The sequence below is a fragment of the Nocardia sp. NPDC004654 genome (assembly GCF_040609595.1).
In the GTDB taxonomy this organism is placed as follows: domain Bacteria; phylum Actinomycetota; class Actinomycetes; order Mycobacteriales; family Mycobacteriaceae; genus Nocardia.
The window spans coordinates 288,441-307,088 of record NZ_JBEXKI010000001.1; the positions used below are offsets into that span (position 1 = coordinate 288,441).

Annotated in this window: 16 protein-coding genes; 8 read left to right on the top strand and 8 right to left on the bottom strand. The window is 69.5% G+C overall.

Annotated features, from left to right (window positions below; translation table 11 throughout):
* On the bottom strand, nucleotides 1–750 hold the full coding sequence (locus ABZV58_RS01300; protein WP_354998192.1) for a lysophospholipid acyltransferase family protein: 750 nt from the start codon (nucleotides 748–750) through the stop codon (nucleotides 1–3).
* Between the two features lie 420 nt (nucleotides 751–1,170).
* Here ABZV58_RS01300 and ABZV58_RS01305 point away from each other — a divergent pair, with 420 nt between their 5' ends.
* Complete coding sequence (locus ABZV58_RS01305; protein WP_354998193.1) at nucleotides 1,171–2,037, top strand: hypothetical protein; 867 nt, start codon at nucleotides 1,171–1,173, stop codon at nucleotides 2,035–2,037.
* A gap of 83 nt (nucleotides 2,038–2,120) precedes the next feature.
* Complete coding sequence (locus ABZV58_RS01310) at nucleotides 2,121–3,656, top strand: Rieske 2Fe-2S domain-containing protein (protein ID WP_354998194.1); 1,536 nt, start codon at nucleotides 2,121–2,123, stop codon at nucleotides 3,654–3,656.
* Between the two features lie 65 nt (nucleotides 3,657–3,721).
* Here the strand turns inward: ABZV58_RS01310 and ABZV58_RS01315 are convergent, their stop codons facing one another.
* From ABZV58_RS01315 to serS, 7 genes are all read right to left on the bottom strand, one after another.
* Nucleotides 3,722–4,057: a calmodulin gene (locus ABZV58_RS01315; protein WP_354998195.1), complete on the bottom strand. Its 336-nt coding sequence runs from the start codon at nucleotides 4,055–4,057 to the stop codon at nucleotides 3,722–3,724.
* Between the two features lie 159 nt (nucleotides 4,058–4,216).
* Entirely contained in the window at nucleotides 4,217–5,248 is a 1,032-nt protein-coding gene (locus ABZV58_RS01320) for a MauE/DoxX family redox-associated membrane protein (protein WP_354998196.1), read from the bottom strand.
* 199 nt (nucleotides 5,249–5,447) lie between these two features.
* On the bottom strand, nucleotides 5,448–6,443 hold the full coding sequence (locus ABZV58_RS01325; protein WP_354998197.1) for a DMT family transporter: 996 nt from the start codon (nucleotides 6,441–6,443) through the stop codon (nucleotides 5,448–5,450).
* A 54-nt stretch (nucleotides 6,444–6,497) separates the two neighbouring features.
* Nucleotides 6,498–7,757 (bottom strand): oxygenase MpaB family protein, encoded by a 1,260-nt coding sequence (locus tag ABZV58_RS01330; protein ID WP_354998198.1) that lies wholly within the window; start codon nucleotides 7,755–7,757, stop codon nucleotides 6,498–6,500.
* A gap of 129 nt (nucleotides 7,758–7,886) precedes the next feature.
* Nucleotides 7,887–9,215 carry an MFS transporter gene (locus tag ABZV58_RS01335; protein ID WP_354998199.1) on the bottom strand — a complete coding sequence of 443 codons (1,329 nt, stop codon included), beginning with the start codon at nucleotides 9,213–9,215 and terminating at the stop codon, nucleotides 7,887–7,889.
* Between the two features lie 145 nt (nucleotides 9,216–9,360).
* Nucleotides 9,361–11,211 carry a bifunctional diguanylate cyclase/phosphodiesterase gene (locus ABZV58_RS01340; RefSeq protein WP_354998200.1) on the bottom strand — a complete coding sequence of 617 codons (1,851 nt, stop codon included), beginning with the start codon at nucleotides 11,209–11,211 and terminating at the stop codon, nucleotides 9,361–9,363.
* A gap of 85 nt (nucleotides 11,212–11,296) precedes the next feature.
* Nucleotides 11,297–12,559 carry a serine--tRNA ligase gene (gene serS, locus ABZV58_RS01345; RefSeq protein ID WP_354998201.1) on the bottom strand — a complete coding sequence of 421 codons (1,263 nt, stop codon included), beginning with the start codon at nucleotides 12,557–12,559 and terminating at the stop codon, nucleotides 11,297–11,299.
* Nucleotides 12,560–12,754: 195 nt separating this feature from the next.
* On the opposite strand from serS, the gene ABZV58_RS01350 reads away from it, so the two are divergent.
* From ABZV58_RS01350 to ABZV58_RS01375, 6 genes are all read left to right on the top strand, one after another.
* The gene (locus tag ABZV58_RS01350; RefSeq protein ID WP_354998202.1) at nucleotides 12,755–14,455 is read left to right on the top strand and encodes an aldehyde dehydrogenase family protein; all 1,701 of its coding nucleotides are present in this window, start codon (nucleotides 12,755–12,757) and stop codon (nucleotides 14,453–14,455) included.
* 125 nt (nucleotides 14,456–14,580) lie between these two features.
* Complete coding sequence (locus tag ABZV58_RS01355; protein WP_354998203.1) at nucleotides 14,581–15,723, top strand: septum formation family protein; 1,143 nt, start codon at nucleotides 14,581–14,583, stop codon at nucleotides 15,721–15,723.
* Between the two features lie 13 nt (nucleotides 15,724–15,736).
* On the top strand, nucleotides 15,737–16,087 hold the full coding sequence (locus tag ABZV58_RS01360; RefSeq protein WP_354998204.1) for a metallopeptidase family protein: 351 nt from the start codon (nucleotides 15,737–15,739) through the stop codon (nucleotides 16,085–16,087).
* 192 nt (nucleotides 16,088–16,279) lie between these two features.
* Nucleotides 16,280–16,603: a PE domain-containing protein gene (locus ABZV58_RS01365; protein WP_141807961.1), complete on the top strand. Its 324-nt coding sequence runs from the start codon at nucleotides 16,280–16,282 to the stop codon at nucleotides 16,601–16,603.
* A 34-nt stretch (nucleotides 16,604–16,637) separates the two neighbouring features.
* A complete protein-coding gene (locus ABZV58_RS01370; RefSeq protein ID WP_354998205.1) occupies nucleotides 16,638–17,792 on the top strand; it encodes a PPE domain-containing protein in 1,155 nt (384 codons plus the stop codon).
* A complete protein-coding gene (locus ABZV58_RS01375; RefSeq protein WP_354998206.1) occupies nucleotides 17,789–18,616 on the top strand; it encodes an ESX secretion-associated protein EspG in 828 nt (275 codons plus the stop codon). The genes ABZV58_RS01370 and ABZV58_RS01375 overlap by 4 nt, the downstream gene beginning before the upstream one ends.
* The last annotated feature ends 32 nt before the right edge of the window (nucleotides 18,617–18,648 follow it).

The window sequence follows — 18,648 nt, forward strand, 5'->3', positions numbered from 1 at the left end:
TCAGTCGGTGCGGGTCGTGCGGCGGGCCGCCTTCTCGGCCGCTTCGGCGGCGTCCATGGCGTCGGCCTGCTCCAGGGTCGGTGCGCTGCCGCCGAGGCGCGCGGGCACCCAGTAGGCGCCGGGCTCGTGGTCGTAGCCGTTCTGCGCTTCGAGCAGCATCCGCTGCATGGTGGTGCGGAGTTCGGCGGTGAGGTCGGCGGCGGGTTCGTAGGGCTGGATGGGCTCGCCGACAATGATGGAGATGGGAGTGTTGGTGCGGCCCAAGCGTTTCGGGAACCCCTTGGTCCAGACGCGTTGCGCGCCCCAGATGACGATCGGGATGATCGGCACGCCCGACTCGATGGCCATCCGCGCCGCGCCCGACTTGAACTCCTTGATCTCGAAGCTGCGGCTGATGGTGGCCTCGGGGTAGACGCCGACCAGCTCCCCGCGCCGCAGGTAGTCCACCGCGGCCTTGTAGGAGTCGGCGCCCGCCCCGCGGTCGACCGGAATGTGCTTGAGCGCCCGCATGATCGGGCCGGAGATGCTGTTGTCGAAGACTTCCTTCTTCGCCATGAACCGGACGTAGCGCTTGGGTTTGCGCACCGGCAGACCGGCGTAGGTGAAGTCCATGTAGCCGGTGTGGTTGACCGCGATGACGGCACCACCGGTCGGCGGAATATGTTCAGCGCCCTTGACGGTGAACTTCAGACCTTGCACGAAGAAGACGGTCCGGGCCAGCCCGATGATCGTCCGGTAGACGGGTTCCACAATTCCGCTAGCGTAGTCGCAGACTTTCCCATCCGGCAGCTGCGACGCCCGCCGGATCCGGGATCCGCACCGATCGCGCCTAGAAAGAGGATCGTCGAAGTGGAACGCGCCCGACCGCTGCCGTGCGGCGACCGGACCATCAGGAACGCAGCATCGAGCGAGAGTTCCGCGACATCATCCGAGCCGAGACTCCCGATCGCGAACTGCCGCATCGCGCCCGGCGCCCACGCGCCCACGCGCGAACACGTGGTTGGACAGACCGGTACGCCTGACGAACAGGGCCGCCGGAGCACGGCCGCACCGGACAGCGCCGCCCTCGGCACCGACCAACCCGCGGCACCCAGCCGACGCCGAGCCGCCGTTCGCGAACTCGTGGCCGGACGGACCTGCGCGCCTGACGAACGCGCCCGCTCGAGCACGGTGGGCCGACGCCCCCGCGGCGCGCGGACGCTCGCCGGTGCGCTGGCACTCGGCGGCGCGCTACTCCTGAGCGCGTGCGATTCCGTCTCGGGCATCCCCGGCGACGACCCCGCGCCCGCGAGAGCGCTGACGACCCCACCCGCCGCGACCCCCTCGGCGGCCCCCACCACCGCGCAAACGAGCACCCTCCCCCCGCCGCCCGCCGACGCCCCCGAGGTCGGCGCGGTGCCCGGCGTCCCGGAGGCGGCGACCGCGCTGCGGCGCTGGGCCGCCGACCTGGAGTCCGCCACCATCGCCGAACTCCAGGAGAAGTGCTGGACCATGGCGCCGGGCAATGTGGCCGACATGTACGAGGACAAGCAGACCATCCTCGCCACCATCGCCCAGCCCGGCACCGCCACGGCGAAGACCGTCACCTGGAAGGGCAGGGCGGCCACCGTCACCGTGGAGCGCGACGCGATCGCCACCGGCTACGCCTGCCCGCGCGTGTTCCCGGCGGGCGCCCAGATCGGCCCCAACGACGCCGACGCCCGCCACATGGTGCGCCGCTACCTGGCCCGCTTCGTCGGCGAACCGCTCGACCCGGCCGACAAGGAAGGCGACTACCCGCTGGTCTGCAAGGCCACCCCCGCCGAATGGGACCCGGACGGCACCGGAAGCCCGACCCAGCCGCCGCTGGCGAACAACCCGGGCAAGCTGACCGGCGCGACCGACTTCGCCGGTCAGCAGATCTTCTCGGATCGCCTCGGTTCCGGCTACCTCACCGTGGAGGTGCCGATCACCAACTCCTCCGGCGTCACCAAGATCCGCACGTTCACGCTGGCCGAGGGTGACGAGGGCTACTGCATCGGCGACGTCTCCCCGTAGCGGGCACCGTGAGCGTCGTCATGGGACTGCAGCTATTAACCTGGGTGGCTGGCAACGCCCCTCAGGCGTAGGAGGAACAGCTAGTGCAGATCACCAGCGTCGGACACGCCGGATTCCACATTCGAACCGCGGCGGGATCGGTCCTTTGCGATCCCTGGGTCAACCCCGCGTACTTCGCTTCGTGGGTCCCGTTCCCCGACAACACCCAGCTGGACTGGGACGAGCTGGGCAATTGCGATTTCCTCTACGTCTCGCATCTGCACCGCGACCACTTCGACGCCAAGCACCTGGCCGAGCACGTCAACAAGGACGCGACGGTGCTGCTGCCGGACTACCCCGTGCCGGATCTGCGCCGCGAGCTGGAGAAGCTGGGCTTCCACAAGTTCGTCGAGACCGAGGACTCGGTCAAGCACACGGTGACCGGTCCCGGCGGCGAGCTGGACATCATGATCATCGCGTTGCGCGCGCCCGCCGACGGACCGATCGGCGATTCGGGCCTGGTCGTCTCCGACGGTGAGACGGTCTGCTTCAACATGAACGACGCCCGCCCGGTGGACATGGACGTGCTGCACGACGCGTTCGGCCACGTAGACATCCATCTGCTCCAGTACTCGGGCGCCATCTGGTACCCGATGGTCTACGACATCCCGTCCCGCACCAAGTCCAACTTCGGCAAGCAGAAGCGCCAGCGCGGCATGGACCGGGCGCGCAGCTACATCGAGCAGGTCGGGGCGACCTGGGTGGTGCCGTCGGCGGGTCCGCCGGTGTTCCTCGACCCGGAACTGCGCTACCTCAACGACGACCGCGGCGACGAGGGCAACATCTTCCCGGACCAGATGGTGTTCCTGGAGCAGATGGAGATCCACGGCAACGAGGGCGGGATCCTGATGATCCCCGGCTCGGTCGCCGACGTGCACGGCAAGGAACTGTCGCTCACCCACCCGTTCGACCCGGCCGAGATCTACGCCGACAAGGCGGGCTACATCGAGCGAATGGCCGAGCGTCTGGCTCCGGTGATCGAGGCCGAGAAGGCGTCCTGGGCGACCGGCGACGGCTCGCTGCTGGAGCCGCTGAAGAAACTGTTCGAGCCGATCATGGCGCAGAGCGACCTGATCTGCGACGGCATCGGCTACCCCGTCGGCCTGGTGATCGGCGACGAGACCGTGGTGCTCGACTTCCCGAAGCGGGCGGTGCGCGCCCCCATCGAGGGTGAAGGCAAGTACCGCTACGGTTTCCGCATCGCGCCGGAGCTGGTGCGCACGGTGCTGCGCGACGACGAGCCCGACTGGGTGAACACGATCTTCCTGTCCACCCGGTTCCAGGCGTGGCGCATCGGCGGCTACAACGAATTCCTCTACACCTTCTTCAAGTGCCTCACCGACGAGCGCATCGCCTACGCCGACGGCTGGTTCTCCGAGGCGCACGACGATTCGGCCTCGACCGAGCTCGCGGGCTGGGAAGTGCAGCGGCGTTGCCCGCACCTGAAGGCCGACCTGTCGAAGTTCGGTGTGGTGGAGGGGAACACCCTCACCTGCAACCTGCACGGCTGGCAGTGGGATCTGGAGTCGGGCCGGTGCAAGACGTCCAAGGGGCACGAGCTGCGGTCACGCAAGCTCTGAGCCGGGTTTCAGTGGACCCCGGCCGGTGGTCGTCGACCGGGGTCCGCTGCGAACAACTTCGCTGATCAGCGGATCTCTCGGGTCAGCTTGGACGACCACGGACACCAGAAGCAGCCGGGTAGGAAGGCGCCGCACGCCTCGTCCAGATGGTCCTCGACGTAGTAGATGCTCGAGTCGCACACCTCGATCGCCACAGTGAAGAAGGTGATCGTGTCGGGGTCCAAGTGGAAGCTCCACCCCGGGTTGTAGTCGGCTGTAGTCTTCCTGATCCGGCCCATGACATGGGTCGACATCGTCTCCTGGCCGGACAGGATGCGGCGCGCTTCTTCGATGCGCTGCTCGTTGGTCAGCCGGATGATGAATTCTTTGCCCGAGTAATCGGTGAATGCGAAGTCCGCCATGACATCTCCCTACCGAAGGTGGTTGGTTGGTCCGCGCGGTTCTGCATCGATGCTGTCCGATCGTATCGGTGGACGAGGGCTGCTGTTCGCGAAATTCGATGCGCGACAATCGATTTGGACCAAAGGTCGGTTTCCTCGCCGGGAAACGTGCCGGATGGGTCAGCTCCGGCCGTTGGCGGCGGCGCGCTGGCCGTTGCTTCGAGAGGAAAGCTGAGCGCGGACGGATTTCCTGGCGATAATCAGCTCGCGGGTCGCGATAGCGCCCCGTGCGACGGGCGCGGCGACCCGTCCGTCGGCGTCGATCAGCACGGCCGACGGTGTACCGCGGACGCGATACCGCAGTGCGGCCTCGTTGCCCTGCTGGACCAGTGAAGGGATGTCGCCGAGGCCCTGTTCGACGCCCCAAGCGGCCTGCTCGACGGCGTCACCGTTCCCGACGACCACCATGGTCAGCTCGGTGCGCGCCTGCCACCGCGGCAGCTCGCGGGCCAGCGCGGCGCACAGCTCGCAGCCGGGATGCACGAAGACCAGCAGCACCGGCCGCCCCGCCGCGAGCAGGTTCGCGAGGTTCGTGCGGTCACCCGCGACGTCGAGCAACTCGAACTCCGGCGCGACCGATCCGACCGGAAGGCCTTCGGCGCCCAGCGTGGACAGCGCCTGCTCGTCCAGCCGTCGGCGCAGCGCTCCGACCTGGCCGACCAGCCACGCGATGGCGCCGCACAGCGCCGCGACGAGCGCCAGCCCGGTCGCGGCATCGGCGGGCAGCCCGGCGGGAACCGACGGATGGGCGAACGCGCCCCACAGCGCCAGCGCCGCGAGCAGCATCAGCGCACCGTTGCGTGCGATGCTGCGCGCGCCGATCGGCTTCGCGCTGGCCGCACCGAAGCATGAGCACGCTGGACGTTTCCCGAGCCGCAACAGCCGGACCATCACCGCGGTGAACACCGTCAGCAGCAGCAGCGCGCCGATCGCCGCCGCCGCGGCCGTCCACGGCAGGACGACGCCCACCGCGAGCACCGCCTCGACGACCGGCAGTCCCCACGCCACGGCGGGCACCCACCGCACCGGCACCCCGAAATCCCCCACCGCCTGCCGCGTCCCGGCGCGATCGGCCAGCTTTCCCCAGGCCGACAACCCGAACACCGCGGCGAGCGCCAACCGCGTCACCCACACCCCGTATTCGATCAGCATGGGCCGCACCCTCCCACATCAGCGGTTATTCCAAAACGGAATCGCCGGAAGAGTATTCGAGGTGTTGCGGAGAGCAAACGACAAGCGCCGGTCTGCCGCGCTCGAACTCGGCCGGTGTCCGGCCGCTTCTACGTCACGAGTTGCTGTACGCCAGTCGACCGGGCCGCCGCGCGCCGACCCGGCATGCCCGGGAAGTTGGTCAGTTTGTGAACTCGGACTCGGGAGATGTGAAGTCCGCGCCGGGCCGCTGCTTCGCGGCGAGAGCGACCGCCGCGAACGTGAGCAGGCAGCCGAGGATCGACCACGGTGACAGGGGCGGGCCGGTCGGGGTGAGCAGGTCGAGGGCGATGGCGGCGGCGAGTTGACCCGCGACCGAGGTGAGGCCGAGCAGCAGCACGCCGATCCAGCGGACCGTGAGTGCGGCGAGGGCGATGAAGGCGACGCCGATCGCGCCGCCGAGGTAGAGCCACGGTTCGGTGGGGAATTCGCCGAGGCCGCTGGTTCCGATCAGCAGGGCGGACTCGATGACCAGCAGGGCGAGCAAGCCGACGGCGAAGTTCACCAGGGCGGCCGAGAACGATCCGCCGACCACGCCGACGCGTCCGTTCACGGCCTGCTGCCAAGCCAGGCCGATGCCCGCCAGCGCAGGCAGCGCGATGAGCAGCGTGGACGGGACCGCGCGCAGCGATTCGGGGAGGGCGAGAGCGCCCGGCGTCGCGCCCGAGCGGTCGGCGACGGCGACGAAGACCGCACCGACGGCGAGCGCCGCACCACCGACCCGCAGCGCGGTGACCGGAGTCGCGCCGCTGGGCGCCAGACCGAGCCGGTCGACGACCAGACTGCTCGACAGCTGCCCGGCGACGACGGCGACGGTGAACGCGGTGACGCCGATCGCCGCCACGGTCAGCCCCTGGCACGCGACGAAGAACGCGCCGAACAACCCGCCGAGCAGCTGCCACCAGCGCAACGTCCGATCACCCAACGCCCGCCCTACCGCCCCGAGCCCCGCGCGCAGCCGTGCACTGAGCAGGAACGCGATGGCGAGCAACATCAACCCGGTCCCGAAACTGACCGTGGCCGCGGCGATCCCATCCTGCAATCGAACCCCGAGCGCACCGTTGACCCGCGCCTGCACCGCCACACCCGCCCCGATGCAGAACCCGCACCCCAACCCGAGTCTCGTCCGCCCGCTCATTTCCGCACCGTACCCGCTGGGTGGAGGGCCGCCGCAGGAGCGATGCGCGCCACGTCAACCCGCGCGCAAAGCCTCGCGGTCGGCGGCGAAGCGGTCGTGCCTGGCGTACGTGCGGTCGCCGCCGTTGCGGGCGATGGAACCGCGGACGAGGCGGGTGCGGACGCGGGCGCCGACGTTCTCGTTCAGCCGGGTGGCGCCCGGGATGACGCGGCGCGGGACTTCCAGCGCGCCGTTGAGCGCGGCCGTGGCCAGGACGGCGGACTGGAAGAAGCGGCTGTCGGGCAGGCCGAGGAAGTCGGCGTTGGTGCGGCCGAGCACGATTCGGCTGTAAGCGACCATGTACTGGGTGAGCAGGTGGCGGATCGCGCGTTGCGTCGGGGTGCGGTCACCGATGAACAGTCCGCCCGCCGCGGGGATCAGCGCTTGGGCGAGGCGCTGGGAGTCCTCGTCGGGGATGAACTCGGTGTCGGCCAGGATCCAGAACGAGCGCCAGGTGTCGGTCTCGCAGGTCGGCAGGATCTGCGGGTCGATGCCGAGCAGGAACCCGACGTAGCGCCACAGCTGGAAGACGGCGTCCTTCTCGCGAGCGGAGAACCGCAGGCCGAGCGCCTGCGCGCCGACCAGGTTCGCCATCGAGAACAGGCCGAGGGTCCCGACGGTGAGCACCTGGTTGACCGGCTGATCCCAGGCCGCGTAATCCCAGTCGGGGCGGCGGTTCATGCCCGAGCGCACCAGCGCGTGCATCAGCCGCACCCGCAGCACGCTCTGGTAGCCGACCCCGTTGCGCTCCAGCGAGCCGGGCGTCGTGACATCGAGCCACCACTGCGTGGTCTCCGCGAGCCTGCGCGGCGCCATCGCGTCCAGATCGCCGGTGCCGACGAGCGTCTTGTCCGCGCGGGACGCGAGATAGCCGCCCATCAGCGCGAACATCCCCATCGCGATGCCGCCCCAGACGCTGGTCCGGCCGACGACCCGCGCCCCGCGCTCGATCTTGGTCCGGTCGAGCCAGTACGGCTCGGCCTCCACCTGCTCGAAGAACGCGCGCAGCTCGCGCGGCGCGTCGGGCACCTCGGCGATGCCGCGCACCACGGCGGTCTCGAACATCCGGCGGCCCTCGCCGACCGGCAGCCGCTGGATCATCGCCACCACGTCGTCCGCGAGTGGGTCGCCGACCTGGGCGAATCGGCGGAAGGAGTCCCGCTGCGTCGCGGTGCAGCGCAGGTCGCCCGGCGCGAGCACCGGCACCACGTACTTGAACGGGAACTCGGTGAACAGCTTCGGAGTCGGCAGGAACTTCCGGTTGTCATGCGCCATTGCATTGCACCCATCACTTCGAGGTTCGCGCCCGATATCAGCGCGTTCTGACTCGACCGTCCCACAAATTCCCATATCTGGCAATATGCTCTGCCAGATATGGGCGCCCAGCTCATAGAAATGCGCCGATCACCGCTGTCCCGCCGCGGAGCGCACCACCGGCCGCGGCAACCAAGCGGGGGTCAGCGCGGCGATCGCCAACATGACCAGGCCGAGCAGCGCCAAGGTCGTCGCCATCGAGAGCCGGATCGTCGCCAGCGCGACGAAGCCGAAGATCACCAGCGACACCACCTCAGAGAGCAGACCGGACACCGAGGTGACGGTCGCGCGGGCCGGTCCCTCGATCGCGTCCTGCAATCGGGATTCGGCGACCACCTCGGCGTTGAGCACGACGCCGTAGCCGATGCCGATCGCGGTGAAACCGATGCCGGTCAGCAGGTACACCGCGTCCGGGCGATCGGTGGCCAGTCCCGAGATCAGCGAGCCGCCGATGAACAGCAACCCGCCGACGGCGACGGCCGCGGCGATGGTGCGGGCCGACAGCCGAGCCGTGCGCCCGGCCAGCAGCGAACCGGTGAGCGAGCCGACGACGGTGAGCCCGACCAGCAGCGGAACCACCACGGTCGGCGCGCCCGCGGACTGCGCGAGCAGCGCGAAATACTCGTCGTAGGCGGTGATGCCGAAGAGCAGCGCGCCGAGCAGCACGCCGTTGCGCACTCGCCGCACCCGGATCGCCTCGCCGACGCCGGTGCGCAGCATGGTCAGGTACCGGGTCAATAGGACGCGCATGGCCGGAGCGAAGGCGGAGGTGCGCACCCCGGTCCGTTCGCCCGCCGCCGGGGCTCGGCCGTCACCGGGCACGACGGGATGACCGGGCACGACAGCGACGGCATCGGGCGTGTCGTCGGTCAGATCGTCGACCGACGCCGCCTTCGGCGCACTCGGCAGCGACACCGCGACGAGCACGTGCAACGCCGCGATCGCCACGCTGGACCAGCCGACCAGCGCGTATCCGCCCACCGCGTACAACGGCGTCGCGGCCAGGATCGCCACCACCACCGCGGCTTCCGCCGCCGCGCGGGCGTAGCCCATGATGCGCGGGTAGACGGCGGGTTCGTCCCTGGCGACCAGGTCGTCGTAGATCAGCGCCTCGAACGTGCCCGACTCCAGGGCGCTGGACACACCCCACAGCACGAAGCCGATCGCGAAGCCCGGATAGGACGGCGCGACGGTCCACAGCGTGAACGCGCCGAGCACCAGCACGCCGCTGAGGATCAGCAGGCCGCGCCGGGACACCGTGTCGGCCCAGCCGCCCGAGGGCACCTCCAGGACGAACGCGGTGATCGACCACAGTGCGAGCAGCGAGGAGATCTGCGCGGTGTTCAGGCCGTGTTCGGCGAACAGCAGCGCGTAGAGCGCGTAGAGCGGGATGAGATCGCGCGATCCCTTGAACAGCACCGCACGCGCGGTGAGACCACGGACACCGTGATCACGACCACGTCGCGTGGAGGGTGCGCGTGCAGCTCAATAACCGTTGATGATCAAGCGCATGTCCTCCAGCTTCGACGCCGGGCCGCGTCCGCGTCAAGCGATTTTCCGGGGCTCAGCCCAGCGGCAGCCAGCCGTTCGCCGCGGGCATCGGATCGTCGCCGATCTCCCGGTCGGCGAACCCGGAGCCGACCCGGCCCTGCCCCTCGTTCAGGTCGTTGATCAACTCCGATACCGGATGCGAGTCGCTGTAGTGGTATCCCTGGGCGAGCGCGAAACCGAGCTCGGTCAGCACCGCGGCCTGGTACTCGGTCTCCACGCCCTCGGCGATGACCTGTAGATCGAGCGCGCTGCTGAGCGCGGCGATCACGCCGAGCAGCGGCGGGGCCGGGGAATCGGAGCGGATGGCCGCCACGAAGGACTGGTCCACCTTGATGATGTCGCTCGGCAGGGTGGCGAGGCGGCTGAGCGAGGAGTAGCCGGTGCCGAAGTCGTCGATGGCGATGCGCACGCCTCGGTCCCGCAGGGTGTGCAGATTCGCGATGGCGGTCTGGGATTCGGCGGCCAGTTCGCTCTCGGTCACCTCGAGCACCAGTTGGTCGGCGGGCCATCCGGTGCTGGCGAGAATGTCGGAAACCCGGTCGGCGTAACCGGTTTCGGCCAGTTCCAGCCCGCTGACGTTGACGTTGAGCGTCAGGTCCAGCTGCGCGAAGGTCTCCTGCAAGCGGGCCGCGTCGGCGCAGGCGCGGCGCAGCACGAGTTCGTCCAGATCGGAGATGAGGTCGTATTCCTCCGCGACCCGGATCAGTCCCTCGGTGGTGACGTCCGGCTGCGCGCTCGACGACCAGCGCAGCAGCGCCTCGACGCCGACCGCCTTGCCGCCGCCCTCGGTCAGGCTGACGATCGGCTGGTAGTGCACGTCCAGCGCGCCGCGGTCGATGGCCTCGCGCAGTTCGACCGCCAGCGGCAGCTGCCTGGAGGACTCCAGCACGGTCCGGTTGCGACCGGCCTGCTTGGCGCGGTAAAGACCGACATCGGCCCGGCTCACCAGCAGCGAGCCGGACTCGCCGGGCTGCCACGACGTGACACCCGCCGAGCAGCCGGTGGTGACGGCCGCCCGCAACTGCTCGGTGAGCAGGATCGCGGCCTGTTCGGTGGTGTTCGGCAACAGCAGCGCGAAGGCGTCGCCGCCGTAGCGCGCCAGCCGCTGTTCCTCGGACAGCAGTTTGGACCAGGTGTCGGCCACGCGCTGCAAGACCGCGTCGCCCGCGCGGTGGCCGAGGTGATCGTTGATCTTCTGGAAGCGGTCGAGGTCGACGAGCACCAGCGAAAGGCCCTGCCCGTTGCGGGTGGCCTGCGCGATCGCGGTGTTCAGCGCGCGGTCGAAGCCGCGGCGGTTCAACAGTCCGGTGAGCACGTCGATATCGGCTTCCGAGGCCATCCTGGTCAGGATGCCGACGACGACGCCGACGCCGAATGTCACGCCCGCCGGGATCATGCCCGACCACCAGGGCAGGTCGCGTGCGGGCAGCGCCCACAGACACAGCGCCATGGCGAAGGCGATGTGCGCCATCGCCTGCGGCCACCGGAAGAACAGGGCCGCGTCGCAGGCGATGAAGACGTAGAACGAGGCGAGGCTGATACCGCCGACCGTGTTCGGGAACGAATGCACCGCGATCGTCACCAGCACGGTCGCGATCGCCACGTAGCCGTGGTGGATGGAATGCGGCAGGCGCGGACCCCACGCGAGCAGCGTCAGACCCAGCGCCAGCGCGATCGCCGCCGCCGTCCCGACCAGTGGCCGATTACCCTCGTTGCCCGGTGCGATGGCCGTGATCACCAGGCCAAGCACACCACCCATGACGTAGAACGCCCCGGTGGTTCGAGCCATGACCATTGCCGTCGCCAGCGCCGATGCCGCCCGCACCCGGGTTCGGGTATCGCCGCGCGCCCCGATTCCTCGCACGGGGAACAGCCTAGACACAAGGCATCTCACTGGTTGCCACATCCCCGGAATCCGCCCGTGGCGAACCAGTGGCTATTGCCCGTGGTCAGCCCGCGGGTCGCAGCACGTCGGTGCCGACGAATGGCACCAGCGCCTCGGGCACGCGCACCGAACCGTCGGCCTGCTGGTGGTTCTCCAGCAGCGCGACGATCCAGCGTGTTGTCGCCAGCGTTCCATTCAAAGTGGCTGCGATCTGCGGCTTTCCGTTCTCGTCGCGGTAGCGGATGGCGAGGCGGCGGGCCTGGAAGGTGGTGCAGTTGGAGGTCGAGGTGAGCTCGCGGTAGGTCTGCTGGCTGGGCACCCAGCCCTCGCAGTCGAACTTGCGCGCGGCCGAACTGCCGAGATCGCCCGCGGCGACATCGATGATGCGGTAAGGCACCTCGATGGCGGCGAGCATCTCGCGCTCCCAGTCGAGCAGGCGCCGGTGCTCGGCCTCGGCCTGGTCCGGCGTGGTGTAGACGAACATCTCGACCTTGTCGAACTGGTGCACCCGGATGATGCCGCGGGTGTCCTTGCCGTAGCTGCCCGCCTCGCGGCGGAAGCACGACGACCAGCCCGCGTACCGCTTGGGGCCGCCGCTCAGGTCGAGGATCTCGCCCGAGTGGTAGCCCGCCAGCGGCACCTCCGAGGTGCCGACCAGGTACAGGTCGTCGTCGGCCAGGTGGTAGACCTCCGCCGAGTGCTGGCCGAGGAAGCCGGTGCCCGCCATGATCTCCGGGCGCACCAGCACCGGCGGGATCATCATGGTGAAGCCGTTGGCGACGGCCTTCTGCGCGGCCAGCTGGAGCAGACCCAGCTGTAACAGCGCGCCGTAACCGGTGAGGAAGTAGAACCGGGCGCCCGACACCTTGGCGCCGCGCTCCATGTCGATCAGGCCGAGCGCCTCGCCGAGTTCCAGATGGTCCTTCGGCTCGAAATCGAATTCGCGCGGCGTGCCGACCGTTTCGAGGACGATGTAGTCGTCCTCGCCGCCCGCGGGCGCGCCGTCCTGCACGACGTTCGAGATCGCGCGATGCGCGGCGTCCAGGTCGGCGTCGGCGGCGTGCTGAGCCACCTCGGCCTCTTTGACCTTCACCGACATCTCCTGCGCCTGCGACAGCAGCGCGGGGCGCTCCTCCTTGGACGCCTTGCCGACCAGCTTGCCCATCGCCTTGTGCTCGGCGCGCAGGTTGTCGGCGGTGGCGACCGCGGCGCGGCGCGCGGCGTCCGCCTCCAGGAGGGCGTCGACGAGGGCGGGGTCTTCGCCGCGGGCGCGCTGCGAGGCGCGCACCACGTCGGGGTCTTCCCGCAGGAGTCGGAGGTCGATCATGGGCTATCAGCCTAGTCGGCGGACCCTCGGCACTTCACCCCGATATCGGTCTGCGGGTTCAGCGGGTCCGATCGGCGTAGCTCGGCCTTCCGTCGTGACCGCCGATGGACTCCGGCCGGCGCGCTCTGCCGACCTGTTTGCGCCGATATGTCCAGTTCCTGGCCACTCGGGGCGCTGCGCGCGCATAGTTGGCTTGTGGGCACGACTTTCGACGAGACGACCATCGACAATGCCCTGGCCGACTTGGCCGCGGGCGAGAAGACCTGGGCGGCCACCCCGCTGGGCAAGCGCAGGGAACTGCTCGACGAGATTCACAAACGCACCGGCCGCTTCGCCGGTGACTGGGTGCAGGCCGCTCGCACCGTCAAGGACCTGGACGCGGACTCGCCGCTGGTCGGCGAGGAGTGGATGTCCGGCCCGCTGACGCTCCTGCAGGCCACCGCAGCCCTCTCGGCCACCCTGGCGAAACTGGAGGCCGGGCGCAGCCCGCTGGACGGCGTCCGGCTGACCACCGCGCCCGGCGACCGGGTCGCGGTGCCGATCCTGCCCCTCGACGTCTACGACCGGCTGCTGCTCAGCGGCTTCCGCGGCGAGGTCTGGCTGCGACCGGGGGTGGACGCCGCTACCGCACGCCGCCAGGCCGGGCTGGGTCAGCTCGATCCCGCCGCGACGGGCGGCATCGGCGCGGTGCTCGGCGCGGGAAACATCACCTCGATCCCGCCGCTGGACACGCTCTACGAGCTGTACGCGCACAACCGCGTCGTGGCGCTCAAGCTCAACCCGATCACCGATCCGCTGTTCACGGTGTTCGAGATGATCTTCGCGCCGCTCATCGAGCTCGGTGTGCTGCGGATCCTGGTCGGCGGCGCGGAGGCGGGCGGCTACCTGGTTCGCCATCCCGATGTCGCGCACGTGCACATGACCGGAAGCGCCAACACCCACGACGCGATCGTCTGGGGACGCGGGGCCGAGGGCGAGGCGAACCGGCGGGCGGGCACGCCGCTGCTGGACAAGCCGATCACCAGCGAGCTCGGCGGCGTCTCCCCGACCATCGTCGTCCCCGGCGACTGGTCCGACGCCGACCTGAGCTACCAGGCCCGGCACATCGCGACCCAGCGGCTGCACAACGGCGGCTACAACTGCGTGGCCGCGCAAGCCGTGGTGCTCGCCGCCGACTGGCCGCAGAAGGACCGCTTCCTGGACGAACTGCGCACGGCGCTCGAGCTGGCGCCGCAGCGGACGGCCTACTACCCGGGCAGCGAAACCCGCGTCGCCGACGCGCTCGCCTCCTATCCGACGGCAGAGCGGCTCGGCCAAGGCCGGGTGCTGATCGACGGTCTGCCGTCGGCCGAAACGCCCCTGCTGCGCACCGAGTACTTCTCGCCGGTGCTCGGCGTGGTCGAGTTGCCCGGGCGCGGCGGCGAATTCCTCGAACGCGCGGTCGATTTCGCCAACACCGAGCTGACCGGAACGCTCGGCGCCAACGTGCTCGCCGATCCCAAGACGATCGGCGGGCTCGGCACTGCCTTCGATCGCGCGGTGGAGCGTCTTCGCTACGGGACCGTCGCGGTGAACGCGTGGACCGGCCTCGCCTTCCTGTCACCGCGCGCGAGCTGGGGCGCCTTCCCCGGCCACACCGTCGACGACGTGCAGAGCGGAATCGGCGTGGTGCACAACGCCTTCCTGCTCGACGACGTCGAACGCACCGTGGTGCGCGGACCGTTCCGGCCCGCGCCGCGGTCGCTGCTCGGCGGCGAGCTCGCGCTCTCGCCCAAACCGCCGTGGTTCGTCGACAACAGCACCGCCGCCACGACCGGCCGCAAGCTCACCGAGTTCTACGCCGACCGAAATCCGGCGCGGCTGCCCGGATTGTTCCTTTCCGCGTTCCGCGGCTAGGCCCTGTCTCGCAGTCACGCCGGATCATCCGCGGATGCGCCGGACGAAACTCGAGACAGAACCTAGACGCGCGGATTCGGCCAGGTCGTGGCACCGGAGGGCAGACGCTGCCATGATGGACCGCGATGTCCTCCGATGATGTGTCCCAGACTCCGCAGCCCGAGAAGTCGCCGGCGGGTGCATCGGCGCGCTCGGGTTCGTTCCCTCGATCCCTGACGTCCGCGCGCCAAGCGCTGACCGACGGCGGCGGACTGCACCTGTCCGCGCCGACGCTGCGCTGGGGTCTGCTCGCCGTCGCGGCGGGCGCCGTCACCGCGGCCTTGGTCACGCTCTTCGTGACCGGCTTCGACAACGAGGCAGGCCTGGAAGCGCACAACCCGGGCGCGCCCGCGCACACCGTGCTGGACAAGGAGTTCGGCACCGCGTCCAAGGGCGACTGCCTGAGCTGGACCAAACCCGACCGCAGCGACTTGGTGAAGGTGTCCTGCGGCAGCAGGCACCTGTTCGAGGTCGCCGCCGACATCGACATGAGCAGGTACCCGGGCGTCGAATTCGGGCCCGGCTCGCGCTTCCCGGACTCGCTGCGGCTCACCGAGCTCAAGGAAGAGCACTGCGTGCCCTCGGTGCAGCAGTACATGAACGGGAAGTTCGACCCGCGCGGTCGCTATGTCGTCGGCCTGATGTATCCGAGTCCGGAGGGCTGGAAGAACGGCGACCGCACCCTGCGCTGCGGCCTTCAGTTCTCCGGCAGCACCGGAACGCCGCTGCCCTCGCAGGGCAGCGCGGTGGAACACGACCAGTCCAGAGTCTTCCAGGCGGGCACCTGTCTCGGCATCAACCAGAATCTGCCGACCGATCCGGTGGACTGCGCGCAGGCGCACGCGGTGGAGATCATCGCGACCGTCGATCTCGGCGCGCATTTCACCGGCGGTCCGCCCGCCAAGGAGGAGCAGGACAAGTACGTCGAGGAGCAGTGCGCCAACGCGGCCACCGACTACCTCGGCTCCCCCGAGGCGATCCGCGACAAGACGCTGACGCTGTTCTTCGACTACGTCGACGCGCGCAGTTGGCTCGCGGGCAGCCGTAAGCTGGACTGCATGATCGGCAAGGGCACCGACCGTGAGGGTTTCGCACCCATCACCGGTACGGCCAAGGGTGAGATCCTGATCAACGGCCAAGCCCCTGTGCCGCCGCCGAATTCGGGTCGCTCCACCCCCGCTCCGCTGCCCGGCGCCGCTCCGCTGCCGCCGCAACCGCGGCCGCGATAGGGCGCGTGTACCCATGGCGGTCTTCATGTCCGAAGACCGGTTCGAGGAACTGGTCTCCGACGCACTCGATTTGATTCCGGCCGAGCTCGCGCGCGCCATCGACAATGTCGTCGTGCTGATCGAACCTCGCAATATGGAAGACCCGCATTTGCTCGGGCTCTATCACGGAATCGCGTTGACCGAGCGGGACAGTCAGTACGGCGGCTCTCTTCCCGACACCGTGACCATCTATCGCGACGCGATTCTGGAGATCTGCGCCGACGACGAGGAGGTCGTCGAAGAGGTCGCTGTCACTGTGATCCACGAGATCGCACACTATTTCGGCATTGACGAAGACCGGTTGCATCAGCTGGGATGGGGCTAGTCTTTACCAAGTCGTCTGTGCGAGCCGCGTTCATCCGGACGGACACGGTGCGCAGGGGAGCGCGGACGGCTGGCAAGATCGCAAAGAAGTAGGGGATTCGATGGAACCGATCGCGTGGCTGTCGCGTCCTATCACTCGTAGGGGGAATTCTCGTGGTTCCGCCCCATAGCCGCCACTAGAAGGAGTCGAGTAATGGTTGGCCACGTTTCGATCTCGCCCGAGATCATCCTCGCCGCCGCTGCCGAGCTGGACTTGCTGGCCGAACGACTGGCTGCCGCCGCGGCGGTGACCGCCCCGGCGACGCATGTCCTGCCGTCCGGCGCGGACGAGGTGTCGCTGCTCGCCGCACACCACTTCAACAAGGCCGCCGCGACGCACGACGGCTCCGTCGCCCAGGGCATTCTCGAGCTGCACCATGCCGCCGCCGTCCTGCGCATGCAGCTCGCCACCCACGTCGCCGAGGACGTCGTCAAGGCGGGCGTGATGCACGGCGTCGCGGGCACCATCGGCGCCTGATCGCGGACATCGAGACACAAGGGGAGAAACAAGCATGACCGCAGGTATCACCGGGGTGTTCTGGCTGCCCCGCATGGCCGAAGTGAACTCCGCGCTGCTCCATTCGGGCGCGCACGCCGTACCGATCTCGGCCGCCGCCACCGCGTGGGGCGGGCTCACCGCGGCCTGGGTCGACGCGACCGCGACCGTCACCCGCGTGATGGCCGAGCTCGGCGTCGGCATGCAGGGTGTCAACGGCATCGCGGCGCTGTCCCGGCTGGTCGGATTCACCGGCTGGGCGGAGCAGCAGGGCGTGATGGCCGCCTCGATGGGAGCCAAGGCCGCGGCGAACGCCACCGCCTACACCGTCGCCGCGCTGACCATGCCGAGTCCGCCGGAGATCGTCGCCACCAACACCGCCGTCTTCGTCTCCGCGAACCCCGCGGGCGCGGTGTCGGGCGCGTGGGAGGCGGCGGAGCTCGCCAAGCACGCGATGGACATCCGCGCCGCGCTGGTCATGGAGACCTACGAGGCCGCGACCACCGCGACCGTCACCACCCCCGGCGAGTTCTACAACCCGCCGCCGATCGCCAACGGCGCGGGCGCCGCGGATCCCGGCTCGGCCGAGGCCACCTTCCAGGGTGACCCGGTGCAGTCGGCCATCGCGACCGCCGTCTCGGTGGTGAACAACCCGGCCGTCGCCAGCGTCGCGACCCAGGTGGCCAACGTGGCGGGCACCGTCGCCACCGGTGGCGTGAGCACCGTCGGCAACCTCGGCGCCAACGCGATCGCGGCCGTCACCAGCGTGGGCGCGCCGAGCGTCGCGCCAGCCGCGCCGATGACGATGATGGCGGGCGGCATGGCGGGCGCCGCGGCGACCGCAGCCTCGACCCGCTCGGCGACCTTCGGACCGAGCGTCAACCTGAACAACGGCTCGCTGAAGCTGCCGGACGGCTGGGGTTCGGGTCTGCCGACCAACGCGCCCGCCGCGGCTCCGGTGGCCGAGGTCGTCGCCCGGGTCGATGCCGCGCCGGTCCGTCCGGCCGCCACCAACCCCGCGGGCAGCCCGCTGCTCGGGAACACGCGCGGCGCCGAGGACGACGAGTCGGTGCACAAGAGCGCGGACTACCTGCGCGGCGATCACTTCACCGACGGTCGTTTCTCCGCCGATGGCGTCATCGGCGCCGACCCTGCCGGGACGGCTAAGTGACGATTCTGGGTGCGGGCCGCGGCCCGTCGATGCTCGGGGGCGTCACGTTGTCGCTCGACGAAATGCAGTTTCTCCTGGAGAAATTGGAGTTCGACGAGCTTCCCGTCGTGCTGCAAGCGATGGGTCGCTACGACAACCAGACCGACCACGACGCCGCGATGGACGTGGCCGCCCAGTCACTCACCGAGCGGGACTTCCTGATCGACGGCATCGTCCACCGGGAGCTCGAGGACCGGTTGCGGACGCTGTACCGGCCGCACTGGGTGCTCGCGCTGCGGTGGAACGTCGAGGGGCAGGTCAGCCGGTTGTGTCTCGCGAAGGGTGACGACCTGGTGGTCGTCGCCCTCCGCGGGCCGGAGTCCTACGTCATCGACGAGGTGGAAGAGGATCTGCCGGGACCGATCGTCGCGGCGCTCGGTCCGGCCGAGCCGCTCGAGCTGGAAAGCATGAACGTCGAGACCGAGTTGCTCGCCCCGATCTTCAACGAGACCGGCGACGCCGCGGCGACGGCCAACCGGTTGGCGAAGGTGTGCAACCCGAATCGCGACGCGCAGACGCTGGCCTCGGCGCTGGTCGAAATCCATTCGCACGCACAGATTTCCGGCGTGGCGTACGGCGACGGGACCCGGGACATCTCGGACAACCACATCGCGATCTTCAATACGCGCAACGGGCGGTTCCTGATCACGGCCAGTGTTGCCGACGACGGGACGAAGTGGTCGTCGATCAGTTCGGGTACGACGGCGCGGCTGCGGACGGCGTTGCTGGATCTGATGAATACGCTGCCGGAGCGGGAGGATTTTCCGCGGGGCGTGGCGAAGTAGTTCGGGGCTCAGCGAGGTTCGGGGGGTCGAAG

Bases quoted from the DNA above. Each gene is read 5' to 3' on its own strand.
- ABZV58_RS01315 (WP_354998195.1), bottom strand. From the start codon at position 4,057: ATGGCGGACTTCGCATTCACCGATTACTCGGGCAAAGAATTCATCATC.
- ABZV58_RS01320 (WP_354998196.1), bottom strand. From the start codon at position 5,248: ATGCTGATCGAATACGGGGTGTGGGTGACGCGGTTGGCGCTCGCCGCG.
- ABZV58_RS01325 (WP_354998197.1), bottom strand. From the start codon at position 6,443: ATGAGCGGGCGGACGAGACTCGGGTTGGGGTGCGGGTTCTGCATCGGG.
- ABZV58_RS01330 (WP_354998198.1), bottom strand. From the start codon at position 7,757: ATGGCGCATGACAACCGGAAGTTCCTGCCGACTCCGAAGCTGTTCACC.
- serS (WP_354998201.1), bottom strand. From the start codon at position 12,559: ATGATCGACCTCCGACTCCTGCGGGAAGACCCCGACGTGGTGCGCGCC.
- ABZV58_RS01355 (WP_354998203.1), top strand. From the start codon at position 14,581: ATGTCCTCCGATGATGTGTCCCAGACTCCGCAGCCCGAGAAGTCGCCG.
- ABZV58_RS01360 (WP_354998204.1), top strand. From the start codon at position 15,737: ATGGCGGTCTTCATGTCCGAAGACCGGTTCGAGGAACTGGTCTCCGAC.
- ABZV58_RS01365 (WP_141807961.1), top strand. From the start codon at position 16,280: ATGGTTGGCCACGTTTCGATCTCGCCCGAGATCATCCTCGCCGCCGCT.
- ABZV58_RS01370 (WP_354998205.1), top strand. From the start codon at position 16,638: ATGACCGCAGGTATCACCGGGGTGTTCTGGCTGCCCCGCATGGCCGAA.